At 39.0% G+C, this 16,722-nt stretch carries 11 protein-coding genes; 8 read left to right on the top strand and 3 right to left on the bottom strand.

What is annotated here, in order from left to right:
• Positions 1-32 precede the first annotated feature (32 nt).
• Complete coding sequence (locus EFT72_RS19525) at positions 33-893, top strand: DUF4573 domain-containing protein (protein WP_206426684.1); 861 nt, start codon at positions 33-35, stop codon at positions 891-893.
• Positions 894-1,957: 1,064 nt separating this feature from the next.
• Here the strand turns inward: EFT72_RS19525 and EFT72_RS18550 are convergent.
• From EFT72_RS18550 to EFT72_RS18540, 3 genes are read right to left on the bottom strand one after another with little or no spacing between them, the layout of a single operon-like run.
• Positions 1,958-3,766 carry a heparinase II/III family protein gene (locus EFT72_RS18550; protein ID WP_124068405.1) on the bottom strand — a complete coding sequence of 603 codons (1,809 nt, stop codon included), beginning with the start codon at positions 3,764-3,766 and terminating at the stop codon, positions 1,958-1,960.
• Positions 3,767-3,778: 12 nt separating this feature from the next.
• Entirely contained in the window at positions 3,779-5,392 is a 1,614-nt protein-coding gene (locus EFT72_RS18545; protein WP_124068404.1) for a response regulator, read from the bottom strand.
• A 25-nt stretch (positions 5,393-5,417) separates the two neighbouring features.
• Positions 5,418-7,196 (bottom strand): histidine kinase, encoded by a 1,779-nt coding sequence (locus tag EFT72_RS18540; protein WP_124068403.1) that lies wholly within the window; start codon positions 7,194-7,196, stop codon positions 5,418-5,420.
• A gap of 304 nt (positions 7,197-7,500) precedes the next feature.
• On the opposite strand from EFT72_RS18540, the gene EFT72_RS18535 reads away from it, so the two are divergent.
• The 7 genes from EFT72_RS18535 to EFT72_RS18505 all read left to right on the top strand — a co-directional run bounded on the left by EFT72_RS18535 (position 7,501) and on the right by EFT72_RS18505 (position 16,415).
• Positions 7,501-8,844, top strand: a complete 1,344-nt coding sequence (locus EFT72_RS18535) for a sugar ABC transporter substrate-binding protein (RefSeq protein ID WP_124068402.1) — start codon at positions 7,501-7,503, stop codon at positions 8,842-8,844.
• A gap of 120 nt (positions 8,845-8,964) precedes the next feature.
• Positions 8,965-9,894, top strand: coding sequence for a sugar ABC transporter permease (locus EFT72_RS18530; protein ID WP_124068406.1), 930 nt, complete (start codon positions 8,965-8,967; stop codon positions 9,892-9,894).
• 16 nt (positions 9,895-9,910) lie between these two features.
• Positions 9,911-10,747 carry a carbohydrate ABC transporter permease gene (locus EFT72_RS18525; RefSeq protein ID WP_124068401.1) on the top strand — a complete coding sequence of 279 codons (837 nt, stop codon included), beginning with the start codon at positions 9,911-9,913 and terminating at the stop codon, positions 10,745-10,747.
• Positions 10,748-10,779: 32 nt separating this feature from the next.
• Positions 10,780-11,961: a glycoside hydrolase family 88 protein gene (locus tag EFT72_RS18520; protein WP_124068400.1), complete on the top strand. Its 1,182-nt coding sequence runs from the start codon at positions 10,780-10,782 to the stop codon at positions 11,959-11,961.
• Positions 11,962-11,994: 33 nt separating this feature from the next.
• Positions 11,995-13,704 carry a DUF2264 domain-containing protein gene (locus tag EFT72_RS18515; protein ID WP_124068399.1) on the top strand — a complete coding sequence of 570 codons (1,710 nt, stop codon included), beginning with the start codon at positions 11,995-11,997 and terminating at the stop codon, positions 13,702-13,704.
• A gap of 22 nt (positions 13,705-13,726) precedes the next feature.
• Positions 13,727-14,089, top strand: coding sequence for an MmcQ/YjbR family DNA-binding protein (locus tag EFT72_RS18510; RefSeq protein WP_124068398.1), 363 nt, complete (start codon positions 13,727-13,729; stop codon positions 14,087-14,089).
• 397 nt (positions 14,090-14,486) lie between these two features.
• Positions 14,487-16,415, top strand: a complete 1,929-nt coding sequence (locus EFT72_RS18505) for a hypothetical protein (protein WP_124068397.1) — start codon at positions 14,487-14,489, stop codon at positions 16,413-16,415.
• Positions 16,416-16,722 lie beyond the last annotated feature (307 nt).

Below are 16,722 nucleotides of genomic sequence, written 5' to 3'. Positions count from 1 at the left end.
CGCCAGTCGGCCCGGTATCGCCAGTCGGCCCAGTGGGTCCAGTATCGCCAGTGGGTCCGGTGTCGCCAGTTGATCCATTGAGACCGGTATCGCCAGTGGGACCAGTATCGCCGGTAGGCCCGGTATCACCAGTGGGTCCCGTATCTCCGGTCGGTCCAGTAGAACCAGTAGGTCCAGTGTCACCAGTAGGTCCAGTGTCACCAGTGGGACCGGTGTCGCCAGTGGGACCGGTATCGCTGGTAGGCCCGGTCGGACCAGTAGAACCAGTGGGTCCGGTATCGCCGGTAGGTCCGGTATCGCCGGTAGGTCCAGTATCGCCAGTGGATCCGGCATCGCCGGTAAGTCCAGTATCGCCGGTAGGTCCAGTATCGCCAGTGGGACCGGTATCACCGGTAGGCCCGGTGGGTCCGGTGTCGCCCGTGGGTCCCGTGGGTCCGGTATCACTCGTGGGTCCAGTATCGCCAGTTGGTCCAGTATCACCAGTCGGTCCGGTAGGCCCAGTATCGCCAGTCGGCCCGGTGGGTCCAGTATCACCAGTCGGCCCGGTGGGTCCGGTGTCGCCCGTTGGCCCAGTAGAACCAGTAGGTCCAGTAGAACCAGTAGATCCAGTGTCGCCAGTGGGACCAGTATCGCCAGTCGGACCGGTATCGCCGGTAGGCCCGGTAGGTCCGGTAGGCCCGGTATCGCCAGTAAGTCCAGTATCGCCGGTAGGTCCGGTGTCACCAGTGGGCCCAGTAGGACCGGTATCGCCCGTAGGACCGGTGTCGCCGGTAGGTCCGGTGTCACCAGTGGATCCGGTATCTCCGGTATCTCCGGTAGGCCCAGTGGGACCAGTAGGTGCGGTCGGTCCAGTATCGCCGGTAGGTCCAGTATTACCAGGACGTCCAACATAACCAGTGGGGCCAGTGTCACCGGTAGGCCCAGTAGGCCCTGTGGGACCAATGTCGCCGGTAGGACCAGTGTAACCAGTGGGTCCAGTATTACCAGTATCCCCAGTCGGTCCCGTATCCCCAGTGGGTCCCGTATCTCCAGTCGGTCCAACATAACCAGTGGGTCCGGTGTCGCCAGTCGGTCCAGTGTAACCAGTATCACCCGTTGGTCCGGTAGGTCCGGTGTCGCCGGTCGGTCCAGTATCGCCGGTCGGTCCAGTATCGCCGGTCGGTCCAGTATCGCCGGTCGGTCCAGTATCGCCAGTAGGCCCGGTATCGCCAGTTGATCCATTGGGACCGGTATCACCGGTGGGTCCGGTATCGCCAGTTGATCCATTGGGACCGGTATCGCCAGTAGGTCCAGTATCGCCAGTCGGACCAGTCGGTCCGACTGTATTCTCTTCTAATACGATCAAGGATCCAATTAAAGGAACATTAGGAGAATAATACACAGTTCCTGCACTAATATTTTCCAGGGATAATGTAGCTGGTGTCGTTGTAATTTCCACAATACCAATTCCAAACAATTCTCCTGTTTTTAAAGGAGAATTACCTATTATAAAATCTCCTTGCGAAGATGTTAAAGCAAAGGAAGTTCCAATTCTTGACTGAGAAGATTGAGTGGACAACCACCAATCAATAACATATCTACCTGTTTCCAGAAAGGTAATCGTACCTGTTGCTGGATTGTAACTTATATTTCCTGCCGAAAAGGAAACGCTGTTAAAAAGAACATTTTCGCCAGCATTTACGCTTTCAGATCCATTAAGCTCTATCTGAAGAGCAATATTATCCATTTTCTACCTCCATTTTTATCATGTTTTAACATTAGATAAAAAATCTTATATCCATATATTTTATGATGTAGTCCAACTTTATGATCATGGAGCTGTTATCACGGAACCAATAGATTGAAATAGAAAGGATTATGATCCATTAAAAGGATAAAAGAAAGATAGGTTTAAATATAGAAAATATATCAAAATTAAAAACCATCGATGAGGATGGTTTTTAATTTTGACAGATATTTATTGTATTATCAGGGTTAAATCCTGATGATACATTGTTACAAGTACACGATATATCTCTTGATTCCAAGCTGTTTTTAAACGGTTATCGGTAATGGGAATTTTCTCTTTTTGAATATGTGAACATCCCGTAATCTGAATGCATCCCAGATTTCCGACTGTGATGGTATGCTCTCTAATCAATGGTTCATCCCAAACCATAAGAGATAAAACTGGACATGGAATGTCCCCCTCATAGTGATCGGTTATGGTAATGTTTTCATCTTTGTTTAAAACTGCAGTCCGCTGATAAGAGTGGATCCGTTTATCTGGATAGGCATCACCAATATCCAAGGTTATAAAACTGCTTGCCGAATTCAATTGATGTGAAACTTGTTTTGCCTTATACTGAGATCCATTGTGTTGAACAAGCTCCACGCCCTTATCCCAAAATGAGGGGAGGTTATGGTAACGAGACTGCATGGTCCAGATATCGTAACGATTCGGGGAAAATGTTTTTTTTGTATAAGTTTCAACCCCAATGTCAATTAGAAACGGTTTTCCATTTTTATAAACAGTAAAGCTACCGGTATCGTTGTGATTATGACTGTCATTGTTATCCCCTGCCTTTACGGCTAGGTAGAGATGTTTATCTCTGGTGATGAAGATACCAACGCTCTCATACCAGAAATCCTTTGGGTGAATCATTGATTTGTTGTTAAAAGAAAGCATATCTGTATGAGAAAAAATAGTTTGCGTGCGGTAAAACAAGTTATGTTCTTCCTCTAATAAGGGGTCTTCACTGTTTTGATAATCCGAAGCAGCAAAAGCCATTAGATCCTTGTTTCCTGTCCGTTTTCCAAATAAAAATTCCCTGGCATTGCATCTTCCAGCAATGGGAGAGCAGTCGGCAAAATTCAAATAGTAAATGGTATCTACGTGAACGTTTACTATGTATGAGGCGATGTTTTTTATTTTATTAATCTTAAAGGCAGAGGAACATGCATGATTTGAAATACCATTTATGATTTCCAGACAGTTAAACAAACAAAGACCTGCATGACGGTAATATTGTGCCCCTTCGTCACAGCAGCCGTCCTCCCCATACTCTTCCAGAAAATAATCAATACTTTTACACGCTTTTCTTAAGATTTGTTCTTTTCTTGAATCGTTAGAACCCCTTGTAAAAGCAGTGAGAAGAATATTTTGAGTACACCAAACGGTCCAGTTATTCATTGGTGTTAGTCCATCCCCCATCCACCAGAAATGATTGGAAAGGTATGGAGTTATAATTCGTTCCTCTAAATTTTTATTCACCATTTTGTTAAGAAATGGGCTGATTCGGGTAAGCGCATCTCTTAAAAGGTATTCTGTCATCGATAGGACTGCTCCGGTTTCTGCGGCAAACAAATCAATAACAGGTCTGGTTATATCTGGAAGTATGCTTTGAGGGGAATCTCTCAGATAAGAGTTATGAGCTGGTAATTGCCATGCATTTTCCTCGCATATGATATAAACCCCATTGATAATATCGTCAAGAAACCGTCCCTTATATTCAATACATTCCCCTAGAACCAAAGTGCTGAGAGCGATTCGCCTTTTAAACTGTTTTTCTTCATAGTGACTTCGATTACCAGTTTTTGAAAATTCCATAAAATCAACAGCAGTAAGAGAGGGGTAATCAAATTTGAGATATGTTTCTGCGGAATGAACCAAACGGCTTTTTAAATCCTCTGGAAGTGTAATCCATGAGCTGCGTTTAAGTGCCGGCGGGCATGGAATGAAATCGGATAACGGGTCTTTTAAATCGTTGATTAGTTCTGAAATCATTATACTTTCTCCTTAATGTTCATGAGGGCTTATGGTGTTTTGCTGTATGAAATCCCGTGGAGAATAACCAGTGATTTTTTTAAACACCTTGCTAAAATAAAAAGCACTTTCAAACCCCAACTGGTCGGCAACTTCATAAATTTTTATATCTTGCTCTAAAAGAAGTTTTTTTGCTTTGTTAATTTTTGCATGAGCGATGTATTCCGAGAAACCAAGGGCACAGTTTTTCCTGAATAAAATACTTAAATAGTTGGGACTTAATCCAAAAACTCCAGCGACTTCATTCAAACTTAGTTTTTCCGAAACGTGACTGTTTATATAATTCTGAACGTTTGAAATCACATGTGCCTTGTAGGTCTTTCGTTTGGATCTCAATATTACACATAGTCCATCCCGAAATAGTTTGAGCCAATCCACGATCTGCTCTACATTTGTAAAGCGATAGATGGATCGGTATCCATCGCTGTAAGAGGAAAAGATTTCAGCCATTGTTTCCTCTCCATCTGGGAGAAGCGTCAAAGCTAGATAAAGTATGTTGCATGCACCATCCGCCGCTTGAGGGAAGCGAAGAGGGTTCGCTTTGAATAGTTCGATGATTTCTGATAAAGTAGTAGAAAGATCGTCTGTGTTAAACTCATCAAAGGCTTTTGTGATGTCACTTTTGAATACTGAAATATTAAAAGCATTGCGGATTGAATCCGTATCTTTGCTATTAAAGAAGACCAAAGAGCCTCCTTTACGTTCTCTTAATGACACCTGTCTGGCTTCTTGATACGATTCGCAGATTTTTAATGGATGATTGACTGGACTGCCAACATTAGTGAGAATGTTTACGTTAAAATAGTTGTCAACCATTTCTGACACATTTAAAAAAGCGTTATTAACTTTTTTTTCGTCGTATTCTTTTCTCGTTTTAAGATGAAATAGAATGGCGAAGTGCTTTAAATCCAAAGAAACAACATAAGCAGGCAGATGTCTGATAATGATTTCTTTTGCTACCTCAAGGGTACTGCTGTAAAGATTCATTCGTTTATGATATTCCATCTCTTTGCAGTTTTTTTCTTGGATTTCACAAAGAGCAGTAAAATAACAACCTTCTGAAAAATCGAGTTTTAAATCCCTCGATTGGAGTTCAAATTGTTCTTCGTTGTCAAATAAATTGTGCAAAAGCCGCATGAAAAATTTCTCATAATAACTTTGCAGAAGAGGACGCTCTATCTCTTTATATCCCACGGAAACATGGAGGGTTTCCAAACGTGAGAGTGCTTTATTAACCGCATTAAGGAGAGACTGCGGATTTAATTCTAGTTTGATTAAATAATCAATAGCCTCGTAAGACATGGCCTCTTTAATCAGCTGAAATTCTTCATAACTGGTGAGAAAAATAAATAATGGAATCTTTCCATATGTTTCCCTACTTGCTTTTGCCAGTTCTAGTCCATTGATAATGGGCATTCGAATGTCAGTTATCACGATTTCTGGAGAATGCGTCTCTATCATTTCCAATGCTTTTTTCCCATTTAAGGCGGTTCCACAGATTTCTATGTTGTGGTCCATCCAGTTAATCATGGATTTTATTCCAATTGGTACCAGTGGTTCGTCATCGACGATTAATAATTTGGTCATATAAAATCCCTTTCTGTTTATACGGTCAGGAATCAAGCATATAGGGAAGGCGGATCTCCGTGGAGGTAAACTCTCCCTGGCGGCTGGTGATGGTTATGCCATAATTGGAACCAAAATCGTATTGGATCCGTTTATTTACATTGCCGATTCCTACATGCTGGAAAAATTCCGTATTTTTTTTACTTTTTGCGTCACTGTGTAACACCTGCTCAATCATTTCCGGGGACATGCCGATCCCGTCATCTGTAATACGTATGAGAAGTGCTTTTTTCGAACATAACTCTATCGTTTCTGCACAAACCGTGATTTTGCCCGTTGTTTCTTTTGGTTCAATGCCATGAAAAAGAGAGTTTTCAATGATAGGCTGGAGTGTGAAACGATGAATACGGCATAGGAAGAGCTCTTCTCCGATGTCATAAGAGATAGTAACGCTGCCTCCATACCGATATTGTTGAATCAAAAAATAATCTTTTACCAGTTCTAACTCTTCTCTTAGGGGGATCAGTGTATTCGTACCCTTGGATACATTTTTTAAAAGCCTGGCAAGGGCAGTTGTCATATCTGCTATTCCGTTGGCATTCTGTATGGTAGCCATCCATTTGATGGAATTTAAGGTGTTGTATAGGAAATGTGGATTGATCTGATTTTGTAATATCTGATATTCCAAATCCTTTTTTTGCTTTTCATCGGTAATGCGTTTCTCCATAAGGGCAATGATATTTTCCGACATATTGTTGATTCCCCTTCCGATTTGCCCAAGCTCATGATCCCATTCAATGGCCTCATTTCTGGTAAAATCCCCGTTGGATATGTCTTCTATTTTATTGCTTAAATGATGAATGGGTTCCATAATCAGGCGGTTTAATAAAAATGCAAGTAAAACCCCCAGCGAAACGATAAAAAAGCAAATGGCAAAAATCAAAAGGGTATAGAGCCTTTTTTGTTCTTTTAATTGTTGTTTTGACAGAATCTGAGAGAGACTCCACCCGTTCATTCCTTCAATGGGGCATTGAACCAAATCTCGTTTTTCAACGTCTTTTAAGTGAACAAAATGGAGACCACTGCCCACTAATTCGTATCGGTTCCCCCCTATGGTAATAGATAGACTGCTGTCTTCTGGCAATGGGGAAGCAGTTAAATAATCCGTAAAAATCCGCGAAGAAATCTCTACATAAGTCCATCCGATGACTTCGGTATTAAATTTGTTATAAATCGGACGTACAATGGGAATAAACTGCTCCTGATTGATATTGGAGAATGGATCATGGATCAGACCGATCCATAAAAAATGGTTGGAGGAATAAAGGGGATTATAAAAAGACTCCTTACTGATAGTCTTTGCAGCGTAGGGAGATGTACTGTTTGCTTTTGGGGCGATTTGCAGAAAATTACGCTGGTTGACCGTCGAGATAATTACCCGTGATATGTATTCATTGGACCGAGTATTGTAGTACTCTTCTTTTAGCCGGTTGTGTGTAGAAAGTGCCAATAGGCGCAAATTTTTTGAGTCTTTGTCAGCGGTAGGGAGTTTTGGGAGATTTTTAAATGTTTCTAAATAATCAATGATTTCATCATTGGAACAACACCACTTACTGAAATAGATAATATCCTTCATGTCAGCAGCGATGTTATTGCTGACTACTTGCAGGCTGAATTCTGTGGATTGGAACTGATTTTTCCTCAGAAATGACTGAAAGACCAAAAAACAGATTGTAGTGGTAATTACAGTAATCAGTAATGTGACTATGGCGGTTAAAATCATAATCCGGCCACGTATGGTATATGGGATAAGTTTTTTCCACATATCAAATTTGTCCCTTCTTAAAATATTCTATGGTTGAATAATTCATTACAAACGTAGCCTATTTTATGTGAAATGTCAATGAAAAAGGAGACGATAATTCCAAATAACAGTTCAATTTGTATATAAAAGAGAAATATGACTGATTTTCGTAAGATAGTATATGTTTTGAAAGGACTGAAGGAATAGATGCATAAATATTGAATCTTTTATAAGATAAATTCCATTCTTATATGGGGCAGAGTGCTTTATAATGCTGTTATAGAAATAAAATGTGTTTCCATATTTTAAACAAGGAGGGATTAAAATGAAGAAAAGAAAATTAAGCTTTTTACTTGCCGGTGCAATGGTGGTTACAGCGTTGGCTGGCTGTGGTGGAGCGAAAGGGGATACGGCTACAGCAGGTGATACCAAAGGGGAGACAAGTAAAGCAGTGTCAGAGGCAACGGAGGATGGCAAGACTACCTTAAAATGGTCGGTTTGGGATATTAATTTAACCACATATTATCAACCTTTGATTGACGCATTTGAGGAGAAACATCCAGATGTGACGGTTGAAATGGTTGATCTTGGCTCTACGGACTATCAGACCGTACTAGCAACTGAGTTAACTGGAAATGGTTCCGATTTTGATGTAGTAACCATAAAAGATGTACCAGGGTATATGACGTTAGTAAACAAAGGAGTATTAGAACCATTAGACAATTACATTCAGTCATCTAAAATTGATTTATCTCTATATAAGGGGCTGGCGGATCAAATTACGGTCGATGAAAAATTATATGAACTGCCATTCCGTAATGATTTTTGGGTTTTATTCTATAACAAGGATATTTTTGATCAAGCAGGAGTTGCTTATCCGACCAATGATATGACTTTTGATGAATACGATGCATTGGCGAGAAGTGTGACGGTTGAAACGCCAGGAGAAGAGGTATACGGAGCACATTATCATACATGGAGATCCGCAGTGCAGTTGTTTGGTGTACTAGATGGTGAACATACCATTCTGGATGGAACCTATGAATTTCTAAAGCCCTATTATGAAATGGTTCTGAAGGAACAGGAAGACGGTGTCTGCCAGGATTATGCTACTTTAAAAACCAGTAGTCTTCATTATTCCGGTGCATTTGCTCAAGGCAATATAGCGATGATGAACATGGGAACCTGGTTTATCTCTACCCTTATGGATAAGATTAGAACCGGTGAGTACACAGACTGTACCAATTGGGGGATTGCAAAATATCCTCATGCAGAAGGTGTAGAGCCAGGATCCACTCTTGCAACCATTACAGCACTTGGAATTCCGGTCAATGCGCCGAATAAGGATTTAGCCTGGGAATTTATCAATTTTGTGAGTGGGCAGGAGGGTGCCAATATTCTTGCATCCACTGGAACGATTCCTGCAGTGATGAACCAAACAGTAGCAAACTTAGTATCTGGAACCGATGGATATCCAAAGGATGACAAAACCAGCGTGGAAGCTTTAAATACTTCCAATCTATACTTAGAGATGCCAGTTAATGTAAAAAGTTCTGAGATTGAAATCGTTTTAAATGAGGACCACGATGCTATCATGACAGGAAGTGTATCGGTGGATGATGGCATTGCTCAGATGAACGAGAAGATAAGTGCCATATTAGCACAGTAAAAATGTAATTTAGCAAAGGCGGGTAAAAACCCGCCTTTTTAGAAGAGAATCCGAATTTGATCCATAGAAAAAAGTAAAGGAGGTTAAGTTGTGAAAGAGTCAAAGGGAACTTCTAAAACAATGGATGAGAATGTAAAAAAAGTGCGTACAGGGGAACGGTTTACAAGACAGGAAAAGAGAAATCTGGTGGCCTACTCCTTTATTATCCCCAATTTTATTGGGTTTGCAATTTTCACTCTTGGACCAATCCTGTTTGCATTTATTCTTGCATTTATGAGATGGGATGGAAATAGTCCCATGCAGTTTGTGGGAATCAATAATTTTGTTACCATGTTTCAAAACCAGCGATTTCAGGCGTCATTTTTAAATACAATCGTATATTGTGCGGCGACCGTTCCACTGACACTTGCAAGTGCGTTGGGATTAGCTGTGGTATTAAATCAGAAAATAATAGGAAGAGATTTTTTTCGTACCGTTAGTTTTTTCCCTTATGTAGCTTCACTGGTGGCAGTGGCAGCCGTTTGGAATATGCTCTTTAGTCCTCAAAAAAGCGGACCAGTGAATATGATCCTTTATCATCTTGGTGTACACATTAAAAATCTTCCCAAATGGTCTGCTGATCCCCATTGGGTCATGTTTACAATCGTATTGTTTAGCGTTTGGAAAAATATGGGGTATTATATGGTGATTTATCTGGCTGGACTTCAGGGAATCAATGGGCAACTTTACGAAGCAGCTGGGCTTGATGGCTGCAATTTTTGGCAGCGGTTTCGCTATATTACCTGGCCCCAGCTTCAGCCGACTACTTTTTTTGTCACCATTATTCTTACCATTAATTGTTTTAAAGTTTACGATATTGTTTATATGTTGGCAGGTGGTTCCAATGGCATTGTAAGCAACCAGGCAATGGTTCTGGTTTATCATATATACGAAGAGGCGTTTCGAAACTGGAATTTAGGTTATTCAAGTGCAGTTGCTATGGTACTGTTTTTCATGGTACTTACCATTACCCTGATTCAATTTAAAGGTGAAAAAGACTATGCAAACTAAGAAAAGGAGGAGAAAGATGAAAAATAAAAGTTCCTATAATCATATCAGATTTAGCTTCCTCTATGTGGTCTTACTGTTCCTGACTGCTGTCATGCTGATTCCTTTTTTTTGGATGCTGTCTGCTTCTTTAAAACTAGATAAGGATGTATTTATCTTTCCGATCCAATGGATTCCTGAAAATCCAAGGTGGTTAAATTACATTGATATATGGACCAAAATACCGCTTTTGACTTTTGTGTTTAATACAATTAAAATTACGTTGATTGTTACATTTTTACAACTTTTAACCAGTAGTTTTGCTGCTTATGCTTTTGCTAAATTGGAATTCAAATATAAGAATCCCTTATTTTTGGCTTATATTGCTACAATAGCGGTTCCATGGCAGGTTTATATGGTGCCTCAGTTTATGTTAATGAGGAATTTTGGCCTAAATGATTCTCATCTTGCGATTATCTTCTTACAGGCATTTTCTGCTTTTGGTGTTTTCATGATGCGGCAGTTCTATCAGGGAATTCCGGACGAATTGTGCGAAGCGGCCAGAATTGATGGAATGAATGAGTATCGAATCTATGCAAAGATTATGCTTCCACTGGCAAAACCTGCACTCTCTACCTTAACGATCTTTACCTTTGTGAATACCTGGAATGATTTTTTAGGTCCCTTAATTTATTTAAAAACAGAAGCAAAAAAAACATTGCAGCTAGGACTTAAAATGTTTATCAGCCAATATAGTTCCGAGTATGGCTTGATTATGGCTGCTTCCGTATTGTCTCTGATTCCGGTATTAATTGTATTCCTTTCTTTACAGAGATATTTCGTGGAAGGCATTGCGTCAACTGGTGTAAAAGGGTAAAATAGGAATCAATCATGGAGGGGGGAGAAAGGATGAACCAGCAAAAGGAGTATCTGTGGAACGGGAAACCAGAGATAACCAGTGTACAGTGTCAGAAGGCTATGGATTTTGCAGTGATGCAAGTGAAGTGCAATCGAAAGGAATTTACGCAATGTTTTAAAAAAGCATACAGTGAGCAAGGGTTCTATCACCCGACTCCAAATCAAAACTGGACCACTGGTTTTTGGACCGGGCAGATCTGGCTGGCATATGAGTGGTGCAGAGATGAGGCATTAAAAGAAGCGGGAAGAATACAGGTGAAAAGTTTCTTAGATCGGATTGAGCGCAAGATAGAGGTGGATCATCATGATATGGGATTTCTTTATTCACCATCCTGTGTGGCAGCCTATAAATTGGTGGGAGATGAAATGGGAAAGAAGGCAGCAATTCAGGCAGCTGATCAGTTAATCCGTCGCTTTCAGCCAGTAGGCGAATTTATTCAGGCGTGGGGTCCCATGAATCAGCCAGAAAATTATCGTTTTATCATTGACTGTTTATTAAATCTTCCATTGCTATACTGGGCATCGGATGAGACCGGAGATCTTAAATATCAGGAAATAGCAGAGAAACACATTCATACGGCGCTTTCCAATGTCATAAGGGAGGATCATTCTACCTGGCATACATTTTTCATGAATATGGAAACAGGAGAACCAGATCATGGAGCAACTTGTCAGGGTTACCGGGATGGCTCTGCATGGGCCAGAGGTCAGGCTTGGGGAATCTATGGGTGTGCTCTTGCCTATCGGTATACCAAAAGACCCGAATACATTACGGATTTTAAACGAGTAACCGGTTATTTTTTAGAACATCTGCCATCGGATCTTGTTCCTTATTGGGATTTGGAATTTTTAAAAGGCTCCACGGAGCCAAGAGATTCCTCGTCCGCCTCTATTGCAGTATGTGGAATGCTTGAGATGGCGAAGTACTTAGATGAGTCTGATGCCTCTTATTATACGTCGATTGCCAAAAAAATCATGGAATCTATCGTGAGAAATTACGCAGTGAAGGACTTAAAAGAATCCAATGGGCTGGTGCTTCACAGCACGTACTCTAAAAAATCTCCTTATAATACGTGTACCCCAGAAGGTGTGGATGAATGTAACATCTGGGGAGATTATTTCTACATGGAGGCACTTATCAGACTGACTACAGCTTGGAATCCCTATTGGTGATTTATATAGACATTTGAAAAGAGGCGAGTATCGATGAAACTTGAATCAAAACAGGAGTTTCAGCAATGGATGTTTCAGGTGTTAAACCCCTTAAAGCCGTTGTATAGTCAAGGTTGTGCCAGACTGTCTCTTGGTGAGAGTGGAGCGACTTATCCCAGAGTAAGCGTGGAAATGGAAGGATTCTCCCGACCATTGTGGGCACTGGTGCCCTTCTGGTTTGGTGGGGGGGACGGTTTTGAGGAGATTTACCAAACAGGAGTTTTAAATGGGACCAACCCCTCGCATCCGGAATATTGGGGTGGTTGCAGCGATTATGATCAGCGGTTTGTAGAAATGGCGGCGATAGCAAGCGGTCTGATCTTTACTCCAGAAAAACTTTGGGAACCATTATGTAAAGAGGGGAAAAAAAACTTAGCTGTCTGGTTGAATGGAATCAATGAGCATAAGATACCAGACTGTAATTGGCAGTTTTTTATGATTCTGGTCAATGTTGCGTTGCAGAAATTAGAGTGCCCTTATAGCAAAGAAAACGTATCCTCTGGTCTTGAGAAAATAGAAAGCTATTACATGGGAGATGGCTGGTACCGGGATGGAACATCTGGTCAGAAAGATTATTATATTTCTTTTGCCCTGCATTATTATGGACTTTTGTATGCGGTAGCAATGGAAAAAGAAGATCCAAAGCGTTGTAAGCGGTTTCGGGAACGGGCAAAGGTGTTTGCTAGAGATTTCCTATACTGGTTTGATGAGAATGGATCTGCCTTACCTTATGGAAGGAGTCTATCCTATCGGTTTGGAGAGGCGGCTTTTTGGTCTGCTTATGTCTTTGCCGGGCTGACTGAAATCTCGGTAGGTGTAGTAAAAGGAATTTTGTCCCGCCATTTAAACTGGTGGCAGCAACAGAAGATATTTGATCGGGATGGAGTGCTTACGATAGGTTATGGATACCCCAATTTAATCATGTCAGAGCGTTACAATGCGCCGGGATCCCCTTATTGGGGGATGAAGACTCTATTGTGCCTTGGACTTTCAGATGAGCATCCATTCTGGATGGCGAAAACAGAAGAACTTCCCAGGCTTAAACCAATCAAATTATTAAAACAGGCAGATATGGTGATGCATCGCCATGGACTCGATGTGGTGGCTTATCCGGCAGGGGTTTGTGAGAGGTACGGACATGGACACGTGCCAGAGAAGTACTCTAAATTTGCCTATTCTACAAGGTTTGGATTTTCGGTTGCCAGAAGTCAGCTTGCGCTCCACGAAAATGCACCAGATTCCTCTCTTGCCTTTGTCATTGATGGAGATGATTACGTGTTTGTCCGTAAATACAGCGACACTTATGAGGTCTTAACTGACCGGGTTGTTAGTTTATGGCATCCATTTCCGGGTATTACAGTGACGTCTATCATTATAGCAAAAGAATACGGTCATTTAAGAATCCATGAGATTAAAAGCCAGTACGATTGTATGGCATACGACTGTGGGTTTAGTGTGGAGAAATTTACGGATGGGTATGAGCAAAAGGCAGCAGGAAAGTCTGCATATGCAATCCAAAAGAAACAAGGTTGTACCGTGACGGGGGAGGGACCGCAGGCTTTTGGTGTCATAATTGAGGCGGATCCAAATACCAATGTACTCTATCCCAATGGATCTATTCCATCCATCCGTTATCGAATAAATAAGGGGGAGGAGATTCGGCTGGAAACAAGGATAGAGACTTTTGTTCAAGAAGAAAAATAATTCAGAGAAGTGGAGGGACGGTATGAGATACCAGTGGATGGATGAATATCTTATGGCAATGAAAGGCGTGTCTAAAGATTTTAAAGAGGAGTGGAGTTGGACCAGATATTTTGTCGGAGAGAAAATGTTTGCCGCAGTTTGCAAGAATAGCCAAGGAGAGGATTATTTAATTACTTTAAAGTTAGAGCCTTTGGAAGGGGATTTTCTAAGACAGCAGTACGAGGATATTATTCCGGGCTATTACATGAATAAGACCCATTGGAATTCGGTTAAGGCCGAAGGGAATGTGCCGGATCAACTATTACAGGACATGCTGGAAAAATCCTATCACCTAATTTTGTCAAAATTACCAAAATCCAAACAAAAGGAGATAATAGAAGAATAAAACCACATACAAACTGGTGGTTCGTTTGGCCAGTAATCATTGTCATCATGTTGGGCTACCGCCTTTGTGGTGACTTTTTTTTGTTACTACGAATAAGAGACAAATGATTAATTGTTCCACGGTTATCGCCATCTGGCCAGTCTTTTTGAGGAACTCTGTAATCACATTCGTATGCGCCACTCCAAAGAAAGTCTATTAGTTAAAAATTCCCATAAATGCTAATAAACTGAAATAAATTAGAGAGTAATAGTTATTTGATTTTTATTTGTTGAATTTTTGATTGAAACAACTTGACTTTTCATACAATATATACAATAATTAAAATAAATTAATTTAAAATTAAATAAAATAAAATTAAAGTGCATAAAGTAAAAAAATTAAGAAAGGTTGTTTTACTATGAAAAACAATGATGAAATTATTCTGGACACACCTAATGCATTTATTACATCATACCCACATCATGCGTGTTTTATGACTATAATTGGTAACAATGATAATTATATAGAATCTATAATTGCGGCATATATTCCATTGGCATTTGATAAAGTTAGAAATAGATTAGATTTTAGTATTGGTATAGATATTGTAGAATTCATGGAATCTTTGCCGTTTATTACTGGACAATATGTAACTAGAAGTGAAATTCAAAAAATATCGTATATAAATTATTTCAAAAATGCTTTAAATGAACAAAAATACATATATTTACTCATAGATCACTTTTATATAAAAGCAAGTTCTCAATTTTATAAAAAAAAACATATGTATCATGATGCATTAATATATGGTTATAGTAATAAGGAAAAATGTTTTTACTTTAAAGATTTTCTACATGGAAAAAAGTATGAAAGCTATAAAATAGATTTTGATAACATGGAATTAGCTTGTAATATATTTAAAGAAAAAGATTGGTTGAGAGGGCTGAAAATATTAAAAATCAAATCGGCAATACATGAAGAATTAGAATTTCGTCCAGAAGAGATTAGAAATGAATTGGAAAAATATTTAAATGGTATTGAATCTGGATATGCTACGTTTAATGACATAAGAAGAAGATTAAATAAAAGTGATTATTGTTATGGAATAAAGATATATGAGGCAATTATTGATGAATGCATACGATGCAGAAAAAGCAATGTGACTTTAGACATTAGAATTTTTCAAGTTTTGTTTGATCATAAAAAGATTTTAGAATATATGGCAAAAAAATTATCAAAAAGGAATAAACTTAATGATTTTTTTTCGATAAGTTTAGATTGTAAAAAACTTTTGAATATGGCTATTCGTTTAAGAAATTTGTCTATTTATTATAATTATTTTGATGGAAAAGAAGCCATCAAGGAAGAAAAATTTAATAGAATACTTCAACTGATTAATATAATGAAGGAACAAGAAAAGAAGACAATTTATAGTTTCATGTCAAATGTTTTAAATGAAAGTTACTTCACTGATATAAAACAAAAAAAAGAAATTTTCTATTATGATACTGATGTGGAAAATAAATTTGAGTGGATTGAAATAAAAGATAATAAGGGCATATATACAAAAGAAAAAGGAGCTTACGTTGAAACTATATTTTGGGGAAAAGAATTCTCGGTCATTATGAATGAAAAATATTTTCAAAAAAATGATTTTATAATAGAAATTGATTGTTTAAAAATAGAAAATAATAATATGGAGAAAAGTAAGAATGAAATTATAATAAAATATAGTTGTGAATCACTAGGGTATCACAAGATTAAAATAATTTGTGTAGGCGAAATATGCTCAATAAAATGTATTCATTCAAAGTACTGTATAGATGTTGAACGCAAAAAAAAAGTTGATGAATGTAGGTTTGTAGGATTTGATGAAAATACAAGGGGAGATTGGAAACACAAATATGGAAATCAAGGTTACTACATTATTGGAGATGAATTTAAAATACCTTGTAATTTGACGATGTCATGTATTAGATTTAGCGGAGAACGTTTACTAATTTGGGATACTAAAAGTATAGATAAACGTGCATTGAGCAGATGTTCTAAAGATAATAGAATTATGGCTTATAAGGAAAACGAAAACGAATTTGAAATTAATTTAATTTTACCTGGCAATAAACTGTATAATATAAGTTTTTATTTTGTTGATTATGAAATGTGGGATTTGGAACTCAAAGTTGAAGTTTGGTCAAAAAATAAAAAAAGAAAGTTTATTGAACTTAATGTGGGTAATGTATCAGAAGGCAAATATGCTACATTTCTACTTAAAGGTGATTTGATTTTCAAGATAATTAAAATAAAAGGAAGATTAGCCACTGTATCAGGTGTTTTTTTTAATGGTTAAATAAAGTACTACAAACCCTTCATTATAGCTTAATGAAAATGTATTGGCTATATGTTATAAATTTATTGAATTACATGAAAATAAAAATCTATATAGCATTCTGGTGATATGTCAAGAAAAAACTAGAAAAGATTTTGATATGTTTTAGCCAAAAAGGGTTCACTTAATAAAGCATACAATAAAAACATGTATTCTCGAATACTAGTTCGATTCAATATTAAATTCGGCGTCCAATTTTTCGCCGGTGTACAGTTGGTTTTTGACCAGCAAACCAAAAACGAGTCGTACGAATTTACGAGATGTAAGC

The organism is Clostridium sp. E02, from assembly GCF_003833015.1.
Classification (GTDB): Bacteria; Bacillota; Clostridia; order Lachnospirales; family Lachnospiraceae; genus Lacrimispora.
Note: the sequence above shows the minus strand (reverse complement) of the source record. Positions and strands in the feature narration are given on the sequence as shown.